At 61.8% G+C, this 22,339-nt stretch carries 15 protein-coding genes and 4 pseudogenes; 6 read left to right on the top strand and 13 right to left on the bottom strand.

Going from position 1 to position 22,339, the window contains the following annotated elements; all coding sequences use genetic code 11:
• Positions 1 to 53: 53 nt before the first annotated feature.
• Together P6U16_RS11105 and P6U16_RS11110 are read left to right on the top strand one after the other, a co-directional pair.
• Positions 54 to 478: pseudogene (locus P6U16_RS11105) on the top strand (VOC family protein).
• Positions 479 to 586: 108 nt separating this feature from the next.
• Positions 587 to 1,578, top strand: a pseudogene (locus tag P6U16_RS11110) (adenosine kinase).
• 9 nt (positions 1,579 to 1,587) lie between these two features.
• Here the strand turns inward: P6U16_RS11110 and P6U16_RS11115 are convergent.
• Positions 1,588 to 2,121 (bottom strand): SH3 domain-containing protein, encoded by a 534-nt coding sequence (locus P6U16_RS11115; RefSeq protein ID WP_277700659.1) that lies wholly within the window; start codon positions 2,119 to 2,121, stop codon positions 1,588 to 1,590.
• A gap of 196 nt (positions 2,122 to 2,317) precedes the next feature.
• On the opposite strand from P6U16_RS11115, the gene P6U16_RS11120 reads away from it, so the two are divergent.
• A complete protein-coding gene (locus tag P6U16_RS11120; RefSeq protein WP_277700660.1) occupies positions 2,318 to 3,319 on the top strand; it encodes a D-glycerate dehydrogenase in 1,002 nt (333 codons plus the stop codon).
• A gap of 9 nt (positions 3,320 to 3,328) precedes the next feature.
• On the opposite strand, the gene P6U16_RS11125 is transcribed toward P6U16_RS11120, so the two are convergent.
• The 3 genes from P6U16_RS11125 to recF are packed head-to-tail and all read right to left on the bottom strand — an operon-like array spanning position 3,329 to position 5,693.
• Positions 3,329 to 3,796, bottom strand: coding sequence for a GNAT family N-acetyltransferase (locus P6U16_RS11125; protein WP_277700661.1), 468 nt, complete (start codon positions 3,794 to 3,796; stop codon positions 3,329 to 3,331).
• Positions 3,793 to 4,557 carry a molybdopterin-synthase adenylyltransferase MoeB gene (locus P6U16_RS11130; protein WP_277700662.1) on the bottom strand — a complete coding sequence of 255 codons (765 nt, stop codon included), beginning with the start codon at positions 4,555 to 4,557 and terminating at the stop codon, positions 3,793 to 3,795. Before P6U16_RS11130 ends, P6U16_RS11125 begins: the two co-directional genes overlap by 4 nt.
• Positions 4,558 to 4,568: 11 nt before the next feature.
• Complete coding sequence (recF, locus tag P6U16_RS11135) at positions 4,569 to 5,693, bottom strand: DNA replication/repair protein RecF (protein ID WP_277700663.1); 1,125 nt, start codon at positions 5,691 to 5,693, stop codon at positions 4,569 to 4,571.
• A gap of 307 nt (positions 5,694 to 6,000) precedes the next feature.
• Between recF and P6U16_RS11140 the strand changes: the two genes are divergently transcribed.
• Genes P6U16_RS11140 through P6U16_RS11150 form a run of 3 tightly spaced genes read left to right on the top strand, consistent with a single transcriptional unit; the run spans position 6,001 to position 8,827 of the window.
• Positions 6,001 to 6,930: a phosphoesterase PA-phosphatase gene (locus P6U16_RS11140; RefSeq protein WP_277700664.1), complete on the top strand. Its 930-nt coding sequence runs from the start codon at positions 6,001 to 6,003 to the stop codon at positions 6,928 to 6,930.
• Entirely contained in the window at positions 6,927 to 7,214 is a 288-nt protein-coding gene (locus P6U16_RS11145; RefSeq protein ID WP_277700665.1) for a phosphatase PAP2 family protein, read from the top strand. The genes P6U16_RS11140 and P6U16_RS11145 overlap by 4 nt, the downstream gene beginning before the upstream one ends.
• Positions 7,215 to 7,216: 2 nt before the next feature.
• Entirely contained in the window at positions 7,217 to 8,827 is a 1,611-nt protein-coding gene (locus P6U16_RS11150; RefSeq protein ID WP_277700666.1) for a CRTAC1 family protein, read from the top strand.
• Between the two features lie 81 nt (positions 8,828 to 8,908).
• Here P6U16_RS11150 and dnaJ read toward each other — a convergent pair whose 3' ends face one another.
• The 9 genes and pseudogenes from dnaJ to kdpA form a co-directional block, all read right to left on the bottom strand.
• Positions 8,909 to 10,036 (bottom strand): molecular chaperone DnaJ, encoded by a 1,128-nt coding sequence (gene dnaJ / locus P6U16_RS11155; RefSeq protein WP_277700667.1) that lies wholly within the window; start codon positions 10,034 to 10,036, stop codon positions 8,909 to 8,911.
• A gap of 148 nt (positions 10,037 to 10,184) precedes the next feature.
• Complete coding sequence (locus P6U16_RS11160; RefSeq protein ID WP_277700668.1) at positions 10,185 to 11,288, bottom strand: acyltransferase; 1,104 nt, start codon at positions 11,286 to 11,288, stop codon at positions 10,185 to 10,187.
• Between the two features lie 225 nt (positions 11,289 to 11,513).
• Positions 11,514 to 13,439, bottom strand: coding sequence for a molecular chaperone DnaK (gene dnaK, locus P6U16_RS11165; protein ID WP_277700669.1), 1,926 nt, complete (start codon positions 13,437 to 13,439; stop codon positions 11,514 to 11,516).
• A 265-nt stretch (positions 13,440 to 13,704) separates the two neighbouring features.
• A complete protein-coding gene (locus tag P6U16_RS11170) occupies positions 13,705 to 13,980 on the bottom strand; it encodes a hypothetical protein (protein ID WP_277700670.1) in 276 nt (91 codons plus the stop codon).
• A 220-nt stretch (positions 13,981 to 14,200) separates the two neighbouring features.
• Positions 14,201 to 14,889 (bottom strand): annotated as a pseudogene (locus tag P6U16_RS11175) (response regulator).
• Positions 14,886 to 17,543 (bottom strand): annotated as a pseudogene (locus tag P6U16_RS11180) (DUF4118 domain-containing protein); the annotation flags it as partial. The pseudogenes P6U16_RS11180 and P6U16_RS11175, both read right to left, overlap by 4 nt.
• Positions 17,544 to 17,580: 37 nt before the next feature.
• Positions 17,581 to 18,150 carry a potassium-transporting ATPase subunit KdpC gene (gene kdpC, locus P6U16_RS11185; protein ID WP_277700671.1) on the bottom strand — a complete coding sequence of 190 codons (570 nt, stop codon included), beginning with the start codon at positions 18,148 to 18,150 and terminating at the stop codon, positions 17,581 to 17,583.
• A gap of 2 nt (positions 18,151 to 18,152) precedes the next feature.
• On the bottom strand, positions 18,153 to 20,189 hold the full coding sequence (gene kdpB / locus P6U16_RS11190) for a potassium-transporting ATPase subunit KdpB (protein ID WP_277700672.1): 2,037 nt from the start codon (positions 20,187 to 20,189) through the stop codon (positions 18,153 to 18,155).
• A 10-nt stretch (positions 20,190 to 20,199) separates the two neighbouring features.
• Entirely contained in the window at positions 20,200 to 21,909 is a 1,710-nt protein-coding gene (gene kdpA, locus P6U16_RS11195; RefSeq protein ID WP_277700673.1) for a potassium-transporting ATPase subunit KdpA, read from the bottom strand.
• Positions 21,910 to 22,339: the final 430 nt, after the last annotated feature.

The following is a 22,339-nucleotide window of genomic DNA, read 5'->3' on the forward strand; positions in this document are numbered from 1 at the left end:
TGTTAGTTAAAGATACATACAGATTGTATGTTAAATTTCCAACGGAGGAAAGCATGAAGATCACCAGTTACTATCCGGTCATCATGACCGATGACGTTGCGGGCACAGCAGCGTTCTACGTCCGCAATTTCGGTTTCGAACCCCTGTTTTCCGCCGATTGGTATGTCCATCTGCAATCGAAGGACCACGAACATGTCACCCTTGCCGTGCTGGATGGCCACCACGATACAGTACGGAAACAGGGCGTGGCCGTGCTTCCGGATTGTTCCTGAATTTCGAAGTCGAGGATCCGGATGCGCTCTACACTGAATTTATGGCCGCCGGTCTGCCGATCCTGAAACCGCTCTGCGACGAGGATTTCGGCCAGCGACACTTCATCACGGCCGATCCGAATGGCGTGTTGATCGACGTGATAAAGCCCATTCCGCCAAACGCCGCCTTTGCAGCCCTATACGAAACCGCCACTCTGCCTTCCTGAGAACAGAGGAATATTCGGGAATTGGAAGGCGCTTTCGCTTTTCCTTCCAAACTTCTGGAAATCCGCTATGACCGGAAACCGACTGAGGCAAATTCCGGGCGGTTCCTGATGACGACATTCGACGTTCTGACGATTGGCAATGCCATCGTGGATATTATCGCGCGTTGCGACGACGCTTTTCTCGTTCACAACGGCATCATCAAGAGCGCGATGAACCTCATTGACGCGGACCGCGCGGAGCTTCTCTATTCGCGCATGGGCCCGGCTCTCGAAGCCTCTGGCGGCAGTGCCGGCAATACGGCCGCCGGTATTGCCAGCCTTGGGGGCAAGGCCGCCTATTTCGGCAAGGTCGCCAATGACCAGTTAGGGAAATCTTCACGCACGACATCCGGGCGCAGGGCGTGCATTTCGCGACGCAGCCGCTCGACACGGCGCCGCCAACGGCCCGCTCGATGATATTCGTCACCGAAGACGGCGAGCGCTCGATGAACACTTATCTCGGCGCCTGTGTCGAACTTGGGCCTGACGATGTCGAGCCTGAGGTGGTCGCCGACGCCAAGGTTACCTATTTCGAGGGTTATCTCTGGGATCCGCCGCTTGCCAAGGATGCTATCCGCGAATGTGCGAAAATTGCCCATGCGAATGGCCGGGAAGTGGCGATGACCCTGTCCGACAGTTTCTGCGTCCACCGCTACCGCGCCGAATTTCTCGAACTGATGCGCTCCGGCACTGTCGATATCGTTTTCGCCAACCGCGCCGAAGCCTTGGCGCTCTACGAGACGGACGATTTCGAGCTTGCGCTGTCGATGATTGCCAAGGATTGCAAGCTGGCCGCCGTGACGATGAGCGAAGAAGGCTCGATTATTCTCAAGGGCGATGAGCGCGTGAAAGTCGAAGCGACCAAGGTCCATCGCGTCGTTGATACGACGGGTGCTGGCGATCTCTACGCAGCCGGTTTCCTGTTTGGCTATACGACAGACCGGTCGCTCTTGGATTGCGGCAAGCTCGGCAGCCTTGCAGCCGGTATCGTCATTGAGCAGGTCGGCCCGCGTCCGATGATTTCGCTTTCGGCAGCGGCTCGCGATGCCGGCTTGCTCTGAGCGTTAAAGTTATTTGAAGGCCTCGCCCGGATAGGCCCCCCAGATTTCGCCTTGCGAAATCCAGCCCTCGACGCCTTGTGCTTCGGCATGGCACCAATCGCCATTGCACTCGCCGACATGGACGACCACGCCAGGCTCCATGCGCGCAATGATGGCGGCACCGGACTGCGGCTCGCGGCGCATGTTGACAAAGATGCTTTCGCCCTTGCCGCGCATCCACGGCGCCGTCACGGCCGTGCGATCACCGGACAGGAGCGCTTGGTTGACCCAACCCTCCGTTCCATCCGCATCGCGGACCCGGCGCCAGTTGTCGTATTCCTGGATGATCTCGACGGGAATGCCCGACTTCAGGTATCGCCAGGCAACCGCATAATCGAGGCTCGGGCCGACGCGCAGGTTGACGCTCTTTGACTTGAGGCTGACGAACCGCGGCAGCGGCAGACCGCTCGCGCCCTTGGCCGCCTGCGCATGGGCGACGGCAGGCGCCAGAACGGAGAGGGCCGTGGCAGCGGCGAGGACAAACCTGAAAACAACGTTACGCATGGCGAATTCCGTTTTCCAAACCAAATCAGGAACTTGCAGCTTCACCCGCGACCAGCCCTGCCGGAATGCGGCAAATCCCATCAGAGACCTGCGAGTTTTGTTTGTCTTCCCCACCGGGTCTGGTAGAAAATGCACTGCAGGGATGACGATCCCCCATCTTGGTTAAAAACCCGTCAACAAGGCCAGACCAGCAGCGATGACAGCGAAGAAAAAGCCCAAGGTGTATATCACCCGCAAACTGCCCGACGTCGTGGAAACCCGTATGCGGGAACTGTTCGACGCGGACTTGAACATCGACGACACGCCGCGCAGCCAGCCCGAACTCGTTGCCGCCGTCAAACGCGCGGACGTGCTGGTTCCGACGGTGACCGATCGCATCGATGCTGCGTTGATCGAGCAGGCCGGGCCACAGCTGAAACTGATCGCCAGCTTTTCCAACGGCGTCGATAACATCGATATCGAGGCTGCGGCGCGCCACGGCATCACGGTCACCAATACGCCGAACGTGCTCACCGAAGACACCGCCGACATGACCATGGCGCTGATTCTTGCCGTGCCGCGGCGGCTGACCGAAGGCGCGCAGATCCTCACCGACCGCAAGGGCGAATGGGCCGGGTGGTCGCCGACCTGGATGCTGGGGCGGCGGATTTCCGGAAAGCGGATCGGCATTGTCGGCATGGGCCGTATCGGCACTGCGGTTGCCCGCCGCGCCAAGGCCTTCGGGCTCTCGATCCATTATCACAATCGCAAACGGGTGAGCGCCGAGACCGAGGAAAAACTGGAGGCGACCTATTGGGACAGCCTCGACCAGATGCTGGCGCGTGTCGATTTCGTCTCCGTCAACTGCCCGTCGACGCCGGCGACCTACCATCTCCTGTCGGCTCGGCGCCTGGCCCTGATGCAGCCGACGAGCTACATCGTCAACACCGCCCGCGGCGGTATCGTCGACGAGACGGCTTTGATCAAATATCTGCGCGAGGGCAAGATCGCCGGTGCGGGGCTCGACGTCTACGAGAACGAACCGGCCGTCAATCCGAAGCTGATAAAGCTGGCAAGCGAGGGCAAGGTCGTGCTTCTGCCGCATATGAGCTCGGCGACGCTCGAAGGCCGCATCGATATGGGCGAAAAGGTGGTGATCAATATCAGAACCTTCTTCGACGGCCACCGCCCGCCGGACCGGGTCCTGCCGAACCGATGATTGCGACCGTTACAGCCTCTTGCACATTTCGATGAAGGTCATCCGGTCATAGCCGGGATGGGAAGACTCGCCCGTCTTCACGAAACCCCAGGCAGCGAAGACCGCATGGTTTTCGGACAGCTCTATGCGCGTCTGGAGGCGAAGCCGAGGCAGGCCGAGTTCGCCGGCACAGGCCGTGGCGGCATTCAGCAGTCTCCGGCCGATGCCTCTTCCTTGCATCGATGACGCCACCGCCAGCTTGCCGATGTAGAGGCAATCCGGCTCCGGCTTGCAGAAGATGCAGCCGAGCAGCGTTTCTCCGTCGATCACGACATAGGCAATCTCGGAACGTGCCTTGTCTTTCAGGGAGGACGGCGTGAGGTGGAGCGCAGACGATGGCGGATCAATGCGGCCGTTCATGAAGGCGAAGGTATCGAGGATCAGGGACAGCAATCCCTGCCAGTTCGCAAAATCTTCATCGAGCCGAACGAGTCTCATATGCGTTCCGCACGACGATAGCGGATGGTCTCAAACCGGGCAGCAAGCGCATCATACATCATCAACCGACCGACCAGCGGTTCGCCGGCGCCGGTAATGAGCTTGATCACTTCCATCGCCTGCAATGTACCGATGACGCCCGTGAGGGCGCCGACGACGCCGACCTCCGCACAGGAGGGGACGACCCCGGCAGGCGGCGGCTCCGGGAAGAGATCGCGGTAACCCGGATTCTGCCGACCGTCGGATGCCTGCTTCCATGCCTGCAGCACAGTCAGCGAGCCATCGAAGCGCCCGACCGCCCCGGTCACCAACGTCACCTGCAGCCGCTCGGCCGTATCGGCCACCAAGTAGCGCGTCGCGAAATTGTCGGAACCGTCAACAACAATGTCGTAGGCCGCCAAAAGTGTTTCCGCATTGCCCGCATCCAGACGATGCCCGTGCGCGACCAGATGGACATGCGGATTGAGCCGGCCAATCGCATCCGCAGCACTTTCGACCTTGGACCTGCCGATATCCGGCGTGCCGTGGATCACCTGCCGCTGCAGGTTGGACAGGGAGACCGTATCGTCATCGACCATGCCCAATATCCCGACACCGGCAGCTGCCAGATATTGCAGCACCGGCGCGCCGAGGCCGCCGGCTCCGACCACAAGTACGCGGGCAGCCTTCAGCGCCTGCTGGCCGGCACCGCCGATTTCCGGCAGCACGATGTGGCGCGCATAGCGCTCGATTTCGGACGATGTCAGCGGTTCAGTGGTCATGGCTTTTCAACTCACCCTGAAACCGTGCCGTTGGCAACGGTTAGAAAACGGGCGCGGTCGCCCAGCGCCGAAAACATTGCCGCGTCCGTGCCTGTCATGAAGGCCTGACCGCCGAGATCATCGACGAGATCGAACAGCGCAGCGCGGCGGCCCTCATCAAGATGGGCGGCGATTTCATCGAGTAGCAGAATCGGCGCATGGCCGGTCATGTTGGCAACCAGCCGGGCGTGGGCGAGCGCGAGGCCGACCAACAGCGCCTTCTGCTCGCCGGTCGAGCAGCGCGCCGCTTCCATATCCTTGGCACGGTGACGGATCAGGAGATCGCTGCGATGGGGGCCATCGAGCGTACGGCCAGCACCGGCGTCGCGCCACCGACCATCCTTGAGCATCAGCAGATAGTCCTCCTCCAGATCGAAGGCGGGGCGATGCCATTGCCCATCGAGAAAGCCTGATAATGCGAGATGGGCGGCCGGAAAGACGCTACCCTCGTTGTTTTTCTCGACAAGTGCAGCGAGCAGCCCCAGCATTTCCTGACGGGCAAGAGCCATGGAAATGCCAAGTTCGGCCATCTGCCGCTCCAGGCCGGTCAGCCAGGAAGGATCCGGCCGCGGTTCCGACAGGAGCTTGTTGCGACTGCGCATGGCGCGCTCGTAATCCGTGGCGCGGCGGCCATGCTCCGGATCGAGCGACAGGACAAGACGATCGAGAAAACGGCGCCGGTCGCCCGCGGGACCGGTGAACAAGCCGTCCATCGCCGGCGTCAGCCAGAGGACGCGCAGATGATCCAGCAATTCGTCAACGGTTTTTGCCGGCGTGCCGTTCAGCCTTAGCCTGCGCGACTGGCTATCTTCTGCACCGGCCGTTCCCGTGCCGATCTCAACCGAACCTTCCATGCCCTCGAGCTCGGCAAAAACCGAGAAACCGCTTTCGGCGCCGACACGTGCGACATCGGCATGGGCCGCCCGCCGCAGGCCGCGACCGGGCGTCAGGAACGACACCGCCTCCATCAAATTGGTCTTGCCTGCGCCATTGTCGCCCGTGAGCACCACGTGGCGCTCGTCGAGATCAAGCGACAGTCCCGCATAATTACGGAAATCACCCAGCTTGAGACGCGAGAGAAAGACCTTGTGCTGCATTCGGTTTCCGGATTCGTTTGACGCCAGAGAGCTAAGCCGAACCGGATGGGATGGCAAGGCTGCAGACGCCGATCGCCTTGACGGAGGTTGGCTGGAGAAAGCATGACTGCCGGCATTGTCTACTCTTGCGAACAGAGCGCACAGCATGCTTTATCCTTGTGCCGACGGGGAAGCGGAGCGGCACTTTTGGGGGAATATGAAAACAAGTCGTCGAACAGTTGTTGGACTGGCGCTTGCCGCGGGGGCGGCAATGGTCGCGCCAAAAGCGTGGTCAGCGAGAGCAGGAGCCGTCGCACCAGAAGACATCATGCGGAACTGGTACAGGCTCGTCCTCGAACTTGTTCGCCATACGCCGACCTATTCGCCGCCGGTTGCGAGTCGCGCCTTTGCCTATCTCGGCGTGACCGCCTTTGAGGCGCTGGCGAGCGGTTCGGGTAATCTTCAGTCGCTGACGGGACAACTGAATGGCCTGACACCCTTGCCGCAACGCGAGGCCGGCAAGATCTATGACGATGCGAGCGTCGTCGATACCGCCATGGCCTTTGCCGCGAAAAGCTTCTTCAGCAATACCGGCCCGACCGGCCAGCGGGCACTCGGCGCCATGTCTGCCAGGATGCGCAAGACCGTCTCCAATGGCTTGTCCGCCGACATTCTGGCCCGTAGCGAAACCCATGGTCTGGCGATCGGTGAACATATCCTCGCCTGGTCGAAAGACGACGGTGGCGCCGTGGTCGAAAATATGGGGTTTCCACTCGAATATGCCCTGTCCGAGGGGCCGGGACATTGGGTTCCCACCAGCCTCGTGGCCCAGCAGCAACTGCCGCTGCTCCCCGCCTGGGGAAAGAACCGCACCTTCGCCACGCCAAACGGTGCCGCCTGCGGGCTGCCGAACCCGCCGGCCTATTCCGAGGACAAGGTTTCCGATTTCTATAAGGAAGCATTCGAGGTGTACAGCGCCGTCAAGGAAATCACGCCGGAGCAGCGGGCCATCGCCCGCTTCTGGTCCGACGACCCGATGTTGTCGCCGACACCGCCCGGTCACTGGATCTCGATCGCGCTGCAGGTGCTGGCGCGTGACAAGGTGGATGCGGAAAAGACGGCCGAATTGCTGGCGCGGCTCGGCATCACGCTTGCCGATGCCTTTATCGGCTGCTGGGACGCCAAATTCCAGTTCGACCTCGTGCGCCCGCTCACCTACATCCGCCGGGTCATCGATCCGAAATGGGAGGCACTTTGAATACGCCGCCCTTCCCGGAATATCCGAGCGGCCACAGCACGCAATCGGGTGCGGCAGCTGTCGTGCTTGCGCATATGTTCGGTGAAAACTTCGCCTTCGAGGACAAGACCCATGAGGCGGACGGATTGCCGCCGCGTAAATTCGAGAGCTTCTGGGATGCCGCCGAAGAGGCGGGCATCTCCCGGCTTTACGGCGGTATCCATTTCCGTGCGGCCATAGACCGCGGCCTTGAACAGGGCCGTTGCATCGGCGCCTATGCCAACGCCCTGAAAATGCGGAGATGAGCATGGGCACGAAGATTTCTCAATTGTCACTGCTGGCGATGATGCTTGCGGGTGCCGGGTCGGCACAGGCGACTGAAATTGCACCGGCGGTCCCCGTGTTTCACGAGGAAACCGCCACCGCAGGTATCGACAGCGTCTATGCCGGCGACTGGCAATACATGGTGGGCGGCGGTGTCGCCGCTTTTGATTGCAGCGAAGACGGCTATCCCGACCTTTTCTTTGCCGGCGGCGAAGCGCCAGCCAAATTCTATCGCAACACCGGCGAACGCGGCGGCGACCTGCAGTTCACGTCGGAGACCAGCGGGCTGGAACTCGACAAGGTGACGGGGGCCTATCCGCTGGATATCGACAGCGACGGCAAGCAGGATCTGGTGTTGCTGCGCATCGGCGAGAATGTCGTGATGCGGGGGCTGGGCGGCTGCCGGTTTGAACGCGCCAACGAGAACTGGGGTTTCTGGGGTGGCGATGGCTGGTCGACGGCACTGGCTGCCACCTTCGAGCGCGGCGCGGACTGGCCGACGATCGCCATCGGCAACTACGTCAACCGCTATGAGGAAATGTATCCCTGGGGCACCTGTACGGACAACCGCCTGCACCGGCCGGTCGGTACCGGCAAACCGGGATTTGCGGCACCCTTGGCGCTAAAACCGAGTTTCTGCCCGCTCTCCATGCTGTTTACCGACTGGAATCGCTCCGGCACTCCGAGCCTGCGGGTCTCCAATGATCGCGAATATTACAAGGGCGGCCAGGAGCAGCTCTGGCATGTCGAGCCCGGCAAGGAACCGCGGCTCTACACACCGGATGAAGGCTGGAAGAGCCTGCGCATCTGGGGTATGGGCATTGCCGGCTACGATCTCAACTTTGACGGCTATCCGGAATATTTCCTGACCAGCATGGCCGACAACAAGCTGCAGTCGCTGGCGGCCCTGCCGGCCGACGGCAAGCCCAAACCGGTCTATGCCGACATTGCCTTTGCCAGGGGCGTGACGGCACACCGGCCCTATACCGGCGGCGAAGTTCGCCCCAGCACGGCCTGGCACACGCAGTTCGAAGACGTCAACAATGACGGATTGGCCGATCTGTTCATTGCCAAGGGCAATGTTGCGAAAATGCCGGATTTTGCGCTGAGGGATCCCAACAATCTGCTGATTCAGGCCGACGACCGCAAGTTTACAGAAGTGGGCGACAAGGCCGGCATCGCCAGCTTCGATATCGCGCGCGGCGCGGCGCTGGCGGATTTCAATTTGGACGGGCTTGTCGATCTGGTCGTCGTCAACCGCTGGAAGACGGCGCAGATTTGGCGCAATGCCAGCGCGGATGCAGGACACTGGGTGCAATTCGAACTTCGGCAAGACAGCCCGAACCGCGACGCGATCGGCGCCTGGATCGAGGTCAAGCGTGGCGAAACGGTCATGCGCCGCGAGATCACCGTTGGCGGCGGCCATGCCAGCGGGCAGATGGGCTGGCACCATTTCGGCCTGGGCGATGCGCAGACGGCCGATATCAGGGTCATCTGGCCGGATGGAAGCGCAGGTGGTTGGGAGTCAATAAATGCGGACGCTTTTTATATCCTGAAGAAGGGACAGCCTGCGGAGATTTGGCTGGCGAAATAGTCCGCTGCGCTCCATCAAAACGAAAACGCCGGAGGCATTGCTGCCCCGGCGGGATGGATGGCTTGCCAGCCGGAAGACCGGTTATTCGATGTCGAAGAAATCCTTCATTCGGGCGAAAAAGCCCGCCGATTCCGGATTGTTGTCCTTCGATGACAATTCCTCGAATTCCTTCAGCAATTCTCGTTGGCGCTTGGTCAGCTTCTGCGGTGTCTCGATCTGCATCTGGATATAGAGATCGCCGACCTGGCTGGAGCGCAGCACCGGCATGCCCTTGCCCTTGAGGCGGAACTGTTTGCCGGCTTGCGTGCCTTCCGGCACCGTGACCCGCGACTTGGTGCCGTCGAGCGTCGCCACGTCGAACTTGCCCCCGAGCGCTGCCGTCGTAAAGGAAATCGGCACACTGCAGTAAAGATCTGCACCGTCACGCTGGTAGAACTCGTGCGGCTTGACCGAGAGGAAGATATAGAGGTCGCCGGATGGGCCGCCGCGCACGCCGGCCTCGCCTTCGTTGGACAGGCGGATGCGCGTGCCATCCTCGATGCCCGCCGGGATGTTGACCGAAAGCGAACGTTCCTCGGTGATCCGGCCATTGCCATGGCACTTGGTGCAGGGATCGGTGATCGTCTGCCCCCTGCCCTGGCAGGTTGGGCAGGTGCGCTCGATCGAGAAGAAACCCTGGGCGGCACGAACACGGCCGGAGCCCTGGCAGGTGGCGCAGGTCGTCGGCTTGGTGCCGGGCTTGGCGCCTGAACCGGTGCAGACGTCGCAGGTGATCGATGTGGGCACACGGATCTGCGCGGTCTTGCCGGCATAGGCCTCTTCGAGGCTGATTTCCATGTTGTAGCGCAGGTCGGCACCGCGCTCGCGGCCGCCGGCGGACCGGCGCTGGCGTCCGCCGCCCATCATCTCGCCGAAAATGTCCTCGAAGATGTCGGAGAAACCGCCGGCATTACCACCCATGCCGGCTCCACCGCCCATGCCGCCCTGCTCGAAAGCGGCGTGCCCGTAGCGATCATAGGCGGCGCGCTTCTGCGGATCCTTCAGGGTCTCGTAGGCCTGGTTGATTTCCTTGAACGTCTTTTCCGATTCCGCATCACCGGGATTCTTGTCCGGGTGATACTTCATCGCCAGTTTGCGGAAAGCGCTTTTCAGCTCTTTCTCGTCCGCTGTTTTCGCAACGCCGAGCGTCTCGTAAAGATCACGTTTCATTCTTGCAGATAGCCCTGTTGAATAGACGCGCCAAAACCGGCTGCCCGGCGGTCGCCTGATTTCCTTGCAACAGGATTTAGTGAACCTTCACGCGCGATACCATAGGCAATACACGATCCTGACTGTTTTTTATCAGAAAAGCGCCACTTCAGACGGCTACTTGGCCTGTCGTTGCCTTTGCAGGCTTCCGGCCCCAGCCGAACAGGCGATTCAGCGCATCGCTGACCGGTTTTTCGAAGAAGCGGTCGGAGGCCATTGCAACCAGCACGGTGACGATCATGGGAACGATCATGAACTGGTAGAAAGTCAGAACGCCCGTCGGCTCTATCAGGCGACGCCAGACGATGGCCAGGAGCACAGTTTCCACGATGGGATGCCAGAGATAGATACCGAAGGAGACCCGGCCCGCCGGTGACAGCACCACCAGGAACCGCGCGCCCTTGGAATTGTTCTTTTCCACAAGGGCGGCCAGGAACATAGCCAGTCCCAGAAGGGCAACGATGAGATAGGAAGGCCAGAGCATCAGCATGCCGCCGATGGCGAGCGCGAACGCCGCCCATGCCAGAGAATGCGAGCGCCATTTAAGGCTGCTGTCGCGCGCCAGCAGCATCACGACGCCGCCGATCGCGAAATCGGCAAAAGCGCGATAGGCACCCCAGGTATCGGTCGCGAGCCAGCTGTCGAACGGAATCAGGCCGGCACGCGTTGCCGCCTCCAGCAAAGCCACGCTGAGGACAGCGAGCAGGGCCAGCCCCTTCACACCACCGCGGCGGATGACAAACACATAGACCGGCAGCAGCAGGTAGCAGAACCACTCCGCTGAAAGCGACCAGGATACATAGTTGAAACTCAGCTCGGGCGTTGTTCCCCAGGCCTGCAGCAGCAGGATGTTCTGCGGCAGCAGCCAGAAATCATAGCGTTTCGGCACCGTGGAACTGACGACGCCCATATGCACGGCAATACCGACGGCGGCGAAGAAGACAAGTGTGACCAGATACAGCGGGTAAAACCGCGCCAGCCGCTTGACGAGAAAGACCCGGTAGCTCGCCCGATCCTTCAGTTTGTCGCCATAGCGAAGCAGGATGAGAAAACCGGAGATCATGAAAAACATGTCCATAAGCGGCAACAACCGCTCCAGGAAATGGCTGGCATTGTACTGAATGGCATCGCCCGGGCCGAACCGCAGGAAATGATAGCTCATCACCAGCAGGGCAGCGAAAAGACGCCAGGATTCGAAAATTCTGAAATACATGCCCCATCTCCGTCAGCGCGATAAAGCATGCGCCTGCAACCGGGGCTTGACCCAGTGCGCCCTCTTTAGCGGCAAATCATAACAACGGGTTGCAAATCATCCGTTAAGGTGAATGGACACGGTGAACGCGCGGCGGAGACCTGGCCGAAAGGGCGAACCCGGACGGCAAAAAGCCCGGAACCTATCGGCCCGGGCTTCTGCTATTCACATCGATCCGGAAGGGCGTTATGCCGACTTCTTGCGATCGTCCTCGTCGTTGACTTCCTCGTAGTCGGCATCGACAATATTGTCGCCGTCACGGGCTGCATCGGCTGCCGCATCGGCGTTGGCAGCTTCAGCCGACTGGGCTTCGTACATGGCCTGGCCAAGCTTCATCGACGCTTCGAGGAGTGCCTGGGTCTTGGCCTTGATGTCTTCGGCATCCGGTTCGGAGGCTTCGACAGCCGTCTTAAGCGAAGCGATCGCATCGGAGATCGCGGTGCGCTCGGCTTCCGTGACCTTGTCGCCGAATTCCTTCAGCGACTTTTCCGAGGAATGAATCAGGCTTTCGGCCTGGTTCTTGGCTTCGACGCCCTCGCGACGCTTCTTGTCGGTCTCGGCGTTAGCCTCGGCGTCCTTGACCATCTTCTCGATATCCGCGTCGGACAGACCGCCCGATGCCTGGATGCGGATCTGATGCTCCTTGCCGGTGCCCTTGTCCTTGGCGGAAACCTGCACGATGCCATTGGCGTCGATATCGAAGGTGACTTCGATCTGCGGAATGCCGCGCGGTGCAGGCGGAATGCCGACCAGGTCGAACTGGCCGAGCAGCTTGTTGTCCTGGGCCATTTCGCGCTCGCCCTGCGACACGCGGATGGTCACGGCATTCTGGCTGTCTTCGGCCGTCGAGAAGGTCTGGCTCTTCTTCGTCGGGATCGTCGTGTTGCGTTCGATCAGGCGCGTGAAGACGCCACCCAGCGTTTCGATGCCGAGCGACAGTGGCGTGACGTCGAGGAGCAGAACGTCCTTGACGTCGCCCTGCAGAACGCCGGCCTGGATGGCGGCGCCGAGAGCGACGACTTCATCCGGGTTGACGCCCTTGTGCGGCTCCTTGCCGAACAGCTGCTTGACGACTTCTTGCACCTTCGGCATGCGGCTCATGCCGCCAACCAGAACGACTTCGTCGATTTCGGCTGCGGTAACGCCGGCATCCTTGAGGGCTGCCTTGCACGGCGCGACGGTACGCTGGACCAGATCATCGACCAGGCTTTCGAACTTGGCGCGCGACAGCTTCATCGTCAGGTGCTTCGGACCGGAGGCATCGGCTGTGATGAACGGCAGGTTGATTTCGGTCTGCTGCGACGAAGACAGTTCGATCTTGGCCTTTTCGGCAGCTTCCTTCAGACGCTGCAAGGCAAGCTTGTCGTTCTTCAGATCGATGCCCTGATCCTTCTTGAACTCGCCTGCAAGGTATTCGACGAGACGCATGTCGAAGTCTTCACCGCCGAGGAAGGTGTCGCCGTTGGTCGACTTCACTTCGAAGACGCCGTCGCCGATTTCGAGAACCGAGATATCGAAAGTACCGCCGCCCAAGTCGTAAACGGCGATGGTCTTGCCGTCCTTCTTGTCGAGGCCGTAGGCGAGCGCTGCTGCCGTCGGCTCGTTGATGATGCGGAGCACTTCAAGGCCGGCAATCTTGCCGGCATCCTTGGTTGCCTGGCGCTGCGCGTCGTTGAAGTAAGCGGGAACGGTGATGACGGCCTGGGTGACCTTTTCGCCAAGATAAGATTCGGCCGTTTCCTTCATCTTCTGAAGGATCATCGCGGAGATCTGCGACGGGGAATATTTCTCATTGTGCGCTTCGACCCAGGCATCACCATTGTCAGCCTTGGTGATCTTGTAGGGCACCATGGCCTTGTCTTTTTGCGTCGTCGGATCCGCGAATGTGCGGCCGATCAAGCGCTTGATCGCAAACAGCGTATTTTCGGGATTGGTGACGGCCTGACGCTTGGCCGGCTGGCCGATCAGACGCTCGCCATCATCGTTGAAAGCAACGATCGAAGGGGTCGTGCGCGCACCTTCGGCATTTTCGATGACCTTCGCGTCCTTGCCGTCCATGACGGCGACGCAGGAGTTGGTCGTGCCCAAGTCGATACCAATTACTTTAGCCATGTCGTTCTCTCCTTGCAGCGGACTGTCAGAACCCGGTCAGGCATTCATTTGACAGCCCCTAACGGGATGGGTTTGCGGATGTTATCGCAGCGGTGACTGCGGTGATAGGGGCTATATAAGGACCAGCGTTTGCGACTGCAAGACATCGCAGAACTGCAAATCTCGCGAAATCGGCACGTCCGGGACGGAATTCATGCGCCACCGCCGTGTTTCGCCATCAAACGTCATCGCTCTCACATGTTTCATGATACCGAAAATGCGGGAGTCAGCGGTGCTTTCCTTGATCTGCGGCTAAGATGGGATTCACACCGGACAAATCCGCATCGAGAAGGGTGGAATGCCGCTCCCCAGCACGTGGATTGATTCCATCCCTTAGGTCCGGCACCAATTCTAGCATACCAGCGGTCATCTCCTCCATTCCGAGAGTGCCAAGGCCGCTATCGCCATCTCCAATCATGAACAGAGCCGGCACTCTGACCGTCTGGCCCACGCTCGTCTGCCACAGTTCCGAATTGCGATCGAGATTGCGATAGTAGTTCAAACCTCCAGTGAAGCCTGACGTCCCAAACGCGCTGCCCACTTGATTGATGGCTTATGGGGACGGCCAGTCGGGCAGCTTCTCCGGATCTGGCAGGCCTGTTGCGGCGGAACTCGACTTTGCCATCTTCCAAATCCGGGAGATAGAGGGCGGGAGCGCTATCGGGAACCGGATATCTATGTCGCTTCGGAAGCGCACTCGACACGGTCGTTGGAGCTCGGCTTCACTCCTGCTCCGCCATCCGATAGCCCACGCCCGGTTCCGTGCGCACGATCCGCGGTTGCGTCGGGTCGCGCTCAATTTTCTGGCGCAATTGACCGATGAAGACGCGGAGGTAATGCAGGTCGTCGCCGTGGGCGGGACCCCAGACCGAAGTTAGAAGCGTGCGGTGGGTGACGACGCGACCGGCGTGGCGGGCGAGCAAAAGAAGGAGGTCATATTCCTTGGGTGTCAGGTGTACAGTCTCACCATTGCGCGAGACGAGCCGCTTGATCGGGTCGATGGTCAGGCCGTCGATCTCCGTCACGGCCGGTATAGCATCGCGACGCCCGCGATGGCGCAGCGCCATGCGGATGCGGGCGGTGAGTTCTCCGATCCCGAAGGGTTTCTCGACATAGTCATCGGCGCCGAGGTCGAGCGCTGCGATCTTCTCACTTTCGCGGTCGCGGGCCGACAGGATGATGATTGGGATGTCCGACCATCCCCGCAGACTGGCAATCACCTCCTTGCCGTCCATATCCGGTAGGCCGAGATCGAGGATGACGAGATCTGGTGCCTGGGTGGCCACAGCCTTCAGTGCCTCCGCGCCCGTTCCGGCTTCGACCACCTCATAGCCTGCGGCCATGAGCGAGGTTTGAGGAAACGCTGGATCTGCGGTTCGTCGTCCACAACCAGAATGCGGGACTGATTCATCGGACTTCGCCCCTTGTTTCATTGCTGCCGGAAAACCGCATGACGATGCGTGTGCCGCGTTTCTTCAGAGCAGGGCTCTCCGCATGAATCTTGCCACCCATGGCCTCGACGAAGCCACGGGCAATGGAAAGGCCGAGCCCGGTTCCGGGTGCCCGTCCATCCGGCTTTCCCCTGCGATAGAATTTTCGAAGATGCGGTCCAGGTCTTCGGATGGAATACCCTTGCCATGATCGGTGACCGAGATCAGCACATCCTTGCCGTCACGACGGGCATAGACGTTGATCGGTTCGTCGCCGCCATACTTCACCGCATTGTCCAGAAGGTTAAACAGGACCTGGCCGATCAGGACGCTGTCACCCCGGATCAGCGGCAGGTCAGCTGCAATGCCGGTCTCCACGACCCGTCCCGGGGCATGTTTTCGGGTTCGCTCGACGGCGGACTGCACCACGTCGGCGACATCCACCCAATCCTGTTTCGGCTTCAACGTGCCGGCTTCAATCCGGGTCATGTCGAGCAGATTGGCGACGAAGCGGCTCATCCTGCCGCTTTCCTCCTCGATCGACTGAAGAAGATCGTCGCGGTTTTCCGCCGTCATGCGCTCGCCAAGCTGGCGAAGACCGGTGACGGCTCCGGTGATCGTCGCAAGCGGCGTGCGCAGATCATGCGAGATGGAGGACAACAGGGCCTCGCGGTAGCGTTCGCCCTCTAGCCTTGCGGCCTGCTCCACCGTTTCGTCGGCGAGCCGGGCACGATCGAGCGCGATCGCAGTCTGATCGAGGATCGCAGTGAGCGAGCGCTCGGCATTGAGATTGAGCCGCTCGCCGACATGTTCGATGCCGCAAACGCCGACGATGCCGTGCGGACCCAATAGCGGCCGGAACTCGAAACGGCTGTTCGGCAGTGTACCCGTTCCGTGGCCCGCCGGTTCCCGCTTGTCGTGGGTCCAGCGGGCGGCGGTCATGTCGGTCACATCGAGTTCCGTATCCGGCGGCCAGGCAGCGGCCACCCCGAGATCACCCTTGCGCGAGATGAGCAGCACGACGTTGCGCTTCAGGCTCGCCTGCAGTTGCGAGACGGCAAGCCAGATCGCGTCGTCGCCCTTGGCCGTACTCGCGAGCTTGCGGGAAAAATCATAGAGCGATTGCAGCGCGGTTGCCCTGACCCGCGCGATTTCCGCCTGCTCGCGGATTCGGGAGGCGAAGCCACCCGCGATCATCGCGACGACAAGGAAGATGAAAAGCGCGAAGACTTCGTGCGGGGCAGCGATCGTGAAGGTGTGGATGGGATCGATGAAAAAGAAATTGTAGGCCAGCGCAGACAGGGCCGCCGCGAGGAAGGCCGCGATGTAGCCCCCACCACCGAAGCGCCGAGAACGGCGAGCAGGAAGAGGAGCGAGATGTTCGGCAGATCGACGAAATAGTCGATGCCCATGCCGATCAGGGTGGTCAGGGTGACGAAGCCGAGCGCCGACAGCGCCGCCTGTCTGAATGCGGTCGCCTTCGGCCGGAACGGCGGCCGTCGGGGGCCACCACCGTGCCACCCTCCGGCGTGACGATATGCACGCCGAGGCCAGACGCCTGCCGCGCCAGCGCATCCGGCAGAGACCGTGTGACGAGCTTCTGCCAGCGGCTGCGCTTGCGCGTGCCGATGACGATCTGGGTCGCATGCTCGCGACGTGCGAGCTTCAGGATCTCCTCGACGAAATCGTTGCCGATGACCCGACGCGTCTCTGCGCCCAACTGTTCGGCAAGGCGAAACAGCGTCTCGATCCGTTGCAGCCGCTCCGGCGTCTCGACTTCCCGGTCCGCCCGTTCGACAGAGACGACCAGCCAGGGGGCGTTGAGACCCGAGGCGAGACGGCTCGCCACGCGCACGACCTTTTCCGACAGCGGATCGGAGCCGACGCAGACGATGAGGCGTTCGCCGGTGGCCCAGGGACCGTCTATGGCATTCTGCTTAAGATAATCGACCATTTGGTCGTCGACGCGGTCGGCGGTGCGGCGCAGCGCCAGTTCGCGAAGGGCCGTCAGGTTGCCGAGGCGAAAGAAGCGGTCAACGGCGCGATTGGCGCTTTCGGGAAGGTAGACCTTGCCGTCCTTCAGCCGCTCGATGAGTTCGGATGGGGCGAGGTCGACAAGCAGCACCTCATCGGCCCGCTTCAGCACCACATCCGGCACGCGCTCGCGCACGGTGACGCCAGTGATCTGCGCGACGAGATCGGCCAGGCTTTCGAGGTGCTGGATGTTGAGCGCCGTCCAGACGTCGATGCCGGCGGATATCAGTTCCTCGATATCCTGGTGCCGTTTCGGATGGCGGCTGTCGTCGGGGTTGGAATGGGCGAGTTCGTCGACGATGACGATGCGCGGGCGCCGTTCGAGCGCCGCATCGAGGTCGAATTCCTCCAGCATGCGGCCGCGATGGGCGACCCTGCGCCGGGGCAGGACTTCGAGGCCGTCGAGCAGGGCCGCCGTCTCGCTGCGGCCATGGGTCTCGACCAGCCCAACGACCAGATCCGCGCCGTCAGCCTTCAGGCGTTTGGCCCGCGACAGCATCGCATAGGTCTTTCCGACGCCGGGAGCGGCGCCCAGAAAAACGGTCAGCTTGCCCCGGCGGTCCTTATCCGCCAGGGCAAGCAATGCATCGGGATCGGGACGCCGGTCGTCCCTGCGGTCGTCATCCGCCATCAAGGTCTCACATCTTCAGGGCATCAAGCGCCAGGTTCAGCTCTAACACATTGACCCTTGCTTCGCCGATAACGCCGAAGTCGGGATTTTCGGTCTGCCGCGTGACGAGCGAGGTGACGGCCGACGGATCGAGCCCCCGCGCCCGCGCAACGCGCGCGACCTGTGCCGCAGCAGAGGCGGGCGAGATATCGGGATCAAGGCCCGAGCCGGAGGTCGTCACCGCATCGGCCGGGACCGGCTGTGCGATGCCGGTCACGGTCAGACGGGCAACATCAGCCACGACACGATCCTTCAGCTTGGCCGAGGTTGTGCCGAGGTTCGAGCCGGACGAGGCGGCCGCATTGTAAGGGTCCGGGCCGGTGGCCGAGGGGCGTGGCCAGAAGTAGCGGTCCGAGGTGAAGGCTTGGCCGATCAGGGCGGAGCCTACGACCGCTCCGTCCCGTTCGATGAGGCTGCCATTGGCCTTGTCAGGCAGGACGGCCTGGGCAATTCCATTGATCGCGAGCGGATAGGCGAGGCCGGTGAGCACGGTCATGGCGACGACGAGGGTGAGTGCGGGTCTGAGATGGTTGAACATGATTACACCAGGTGAAGAGCGCTGACGGCAAGGTCGATGACCTTGATGCAGGCAAAGGGAAGCACGAGGCCGCCGAGGCCGTAGACCAGAAGGTTGCGCCGAAGCAGCCCTGCGGCGCCCGACGGACGGTAAGCCACGCCTTTCAGGGCGAGCGGGATGAGCGCAACGATAATCAGCGCGTTGAAGATGACGGCCGACAGGATAGCCGACTGCGGTGAGGTCAGCCCCATGATGTTGAGGGCTTCGAGCGCCGGATAGGTGGCAACGAACAGCGCCGGGATAATGGCGAAGTATTTGGCCACATCATTGGCGATCGAGAAGGTCGTCAGCGACCCGCGCGTCATCAGGAGCTGCTTGCCGATTTCGACGATCTCGATGAGCTTGGTCGGGCTTGAGTCAAGGTCGACCATGTTGGCGGCCTCGCGGGCGGCCTGCGTGCCGGTCTGCATCGCAACGCCGACATCGGCCTGGGCGAGCGCCGGGGCGTCGTTGGTGCCGTCGCCGCACATGGCGATCAGGCGGCCACCCTGCTGTTCGCGGCGGATATAGGCGAGCTTGTCCTCGGGCGTTGCCTGGGCAAGGAAGTCGTCGACGCCGGCTTCCGAGGCAATCGCCGCAGCGGTCACGGGGTTGTCGCCGGTCACCATGACCGTGCGGATGCCCATGGCGCGCAGCGCCGCGAAGCGTTCCTTGATGCCGGGTTTGACCACGTCCTTGAGGTGGATGACACCGAGCAGACGGTCTCCATCGGCGACGCCGAGCGGTGTGCCGCCGGTGCGGGCGACCTGGTCAACGGCCCGGCGAAATTCGGCCGGCGCATCCTGCTCGGTGAGACCGGCGAATTTCAACACGGCATCGACGGCACCCTTGCGCAACCGGCGCTGACCGATGTCGACGCCCGAGAGGCGCGTTTCGGCGGTAAAGCCGATAACGGCATCAAACTCGGCCTTTGGCATTGGAATGCCGAATTCGCCTGTCGCCAGCGCCACGACAGAGCGACCCTCGGGCGTTTCGTCGGAAAGCGAGGCAATGAGCGCGGCTTCTGCGAGTTCGCTCGCCGTGACACCCGGAGCGGCGAGAAAGTCGCTGGCCATACGGTTGCCGAAAGTGATCGTGCCCGTCTTGTCGAGGAGCAGCGTATCGACGTCGCCGGCGGCTTCCACCGCGCGGCCAGAGGTGGCGATGACATTGAAGCGCACCAGGCGATCCATGCCGGCGATGCCGATGGCCGAGAGCAGCCCGCCGATCGTGGTCGGGATCAGCGTGACCAGCAGCGCTGCCAGCACCGTGACCGAGAGCACAGTGCCGGAATAGCCGGCAAGGCCCCAGATCGCGACACAGACAAGCAAGAAGATCAGCGTCAGGCCCGAAAGCAGGATCGACAGCGCGATCTCGTTCGGGGTCTTCTGGCGCTGGGCGCCTTCGATCAGCGCAATCATGCGGTCGACGAAGGAGGAGCCGGGCTGGACAGTGATCTTGATCTTGATCTCATCGGACAGCACCTGGGTGCCGCCCGTGACCGCCGAACGGTCGCCGCCGGATTCGCGGATGACGGCGGCGGATTCACCGGTAATCGCGCTTTCGTTGACCGAGGCGACACCTTCGATCACTTCGCCATCGCCGGGGACAAGCTCACCGGCCGCAACGAGTACGATATCGCCGACCTTGAGGCTGGAGGCCGGGATCGTTTCCGTCTTGCCGTTGCTGCCGATTCGGCGGGCAACGAGTTCGGACTTGGTCTTCTTCAGGCTGTCGGCCTGGGCGCGGCCACGGCCCTCGGCCACGGCTTCGGCGAAGGTGGCGAAGAGAACGGTGAACCAGAGCCAGGCGGCGATCTGGCCGGAAAAGCCCGCCTCGCCCGGATCGGCGGCGAGGTCGCGGATGAACAGGATCGTCACGACGACTGCGACGGCTTCGGTCACGAAGATGACCGGGTTGCGCAGGAGCTGGCGCGGATCGAGCTTGACGAATGCATCGCGCATCGCCGGGAACAGGATCGACGGGTCGAGAAGACCGGGAGCCTTGTGGTCTTTTGACATGATGGGTCCTTTAAAAGGTCTGGCCGGCGAGCATGGCGAAGTGTTCGACGATGGGGCCGAGCACCAGTGCGGGCAGGAATTGCAGGCCGCCGAGAATGAGGATGATGCCGATCAGCAGGCCGACAAAAAGCGGGCCATCGGTCGGGAAGGTGCCGGCGGAGGCAGGCGACTTGACCTTGGCTGCGAGCGATCCGGCGATCGCCATGACTGGCACGACATAGGCGAAGCGGCCAAGCAGCATCGCGATCCCAAGTGTGGTGTTGTACCACATGGTGTTGCCGCTGAGCCCGCCGAAGGCCGAGCCGTTGTTGCCGGCCGCCGAGGTATAGGCATAGAGGATTTCCGACAGACCGTGCGGGCCCGCCGTGCCGATGCTCGCAACAGCAAAGGGAAGCATGGCAGAGACCGCGGTGAAGCCGAGGATGACCAGCGGCAGGATGAGTACGGCGAGCATGGCGAACTTCATCTCGCGGCCCTCGATCTTCTTGCCGAGGAATTCCGGCGTGCGCCCGACCATGAGGCCGGCGACAAAGACGGAAAGAAGCGCAAAGACCAGCATGCCGTAGAGGCCCGAGCCGACGCCGCCGGGCAGCACTTCGCCAAGCTGAATGAGGAACATCGGGACGAGACCGCCGAGACCGGTGAACGAGCCGTGCATGCCGTTGACGCCGCCATCCGAAAGGCCAGTCGTTACCGCCGCATAGAGCGCGGTCATGGCTTGGCCGAAGCGGACTTCCTTGCCTTCCATGTTGCCGAGCGCTGGATCGACGCCGATCGCCGTCAGGATGGTGTTGCCCTGGGCTTCGGCCCAGTAGGTGACGGCGACGCCCGCTATGAGCAGGAACGCCATGGCCGAGATCAGCGCCCAGCCCTGCCTGCGGTTTCCGACCATCTGGCCGAAGGTGTAGACGAGCGATGCCGAGATCGACAGCATGGCGAAGATGTTGAGATAGTTCGACCAGGCGGTCGGATTTTCGAAGGGGTGTGCAGCATTGACGTTGAAGAAGCCGCCGCCATTGGTGCCGAGCTGCTTGATCGCTTCCTGGGACGCGACGGGGCCGAGCGAGATCACCTGGTTGGCGCCTTCCAGCGTCGTCGCCGTGACCGAGGCATGGAGCGTCTGGGGCAGGCCCATGGCAACGAAGACGAGCGCGACGACGATGGAGATGGGCAGCAACACGTAGAGCGTAGCTCTCGTCATGTCGACCCAGAAATTGCCGAGCGTCGCGACCTTGGAGCGGGCAAGCGCGCGGGTGACGGCAACGGCGAGCGCTATGCCTGTCGCGGCCGAGAGGAAGTTCTGCACGGTGAGCCCCGCCATCTGCGAGAAGTGGCTGAGCGTGGTTTCACCGCCGTAGTTCTGCCAGTTGGTATTGGTGATGAACGAGACCGCCGTGTTGAAGGCGAGGTCCGAGGGCATGCCGGGGAACCCTTGAGGGTTCAGTGGCAGATAGGCTTGAAGGCGCAGCATCGCATAGAGCGCGAGGAAGCCGACGAGCGAAAAGGCAAGCATGGCGAGCGTGTAGCCGAGCCAGCTCTGTTCCTTCTCGGGGTTGATGCCGCTCACCCGGTAGAGATCGCGCTCCACGCGGCCGAGCACGGGGGACAAAAATGTCCGCTCGCCGGAAAACACCCGCGCCATGTAGAGGCCGAGTGGTTTGATGACGAGGAGGACGGCGAGGAAGAGGAGGCTGATCTGAAGCCATCCGATAAAGGTCATGGGTCTGCTCCCGATCAGAAGCGTTCGGGACGCAGGAGCGTCACGACGAGATAGATGCCAAGGGCAAAGGCGACAGCGAGGCCGAAAAGGGGTTCAAGCATTTGCGTTTCCCTTACAGCCGGTCGAGTGCGCGGGCATAAAGTGCGAGCACGAAAAGCGTGCCAGAGCCGAGCGTGATAAAGATGAGGTCGGACATATCCGGGTCTCCTGTTGATACAGAAGATGATTTACGCCCGGGCGGATCAGGCTTCGATTGGGAAGCGGCGTGGCGGGCGTAAAGAAAAGATAAGGAGCGCTGGGGCGACCGGCTCTTAGCGTATCGCCAAGAGCGAAGCTCCGTGGCGGGCGATGTTCCCCTACGAACAGGTTTTGATCAACCGGTTTTGTGGACCCTAGCCTTGCGTCTCCAACGAGGGCATTTTCGAGAATG

This window comes from Rhizobium sp. 32-5/1 (assembly GCF_029537235.1).
In the GTDB taxonomy this organism is placed as follows: Bacteria; Pseudomonadota; Alphaproteobacteria; order Rhizobiales; family Rhizobiaceae; genus Pararhizobium.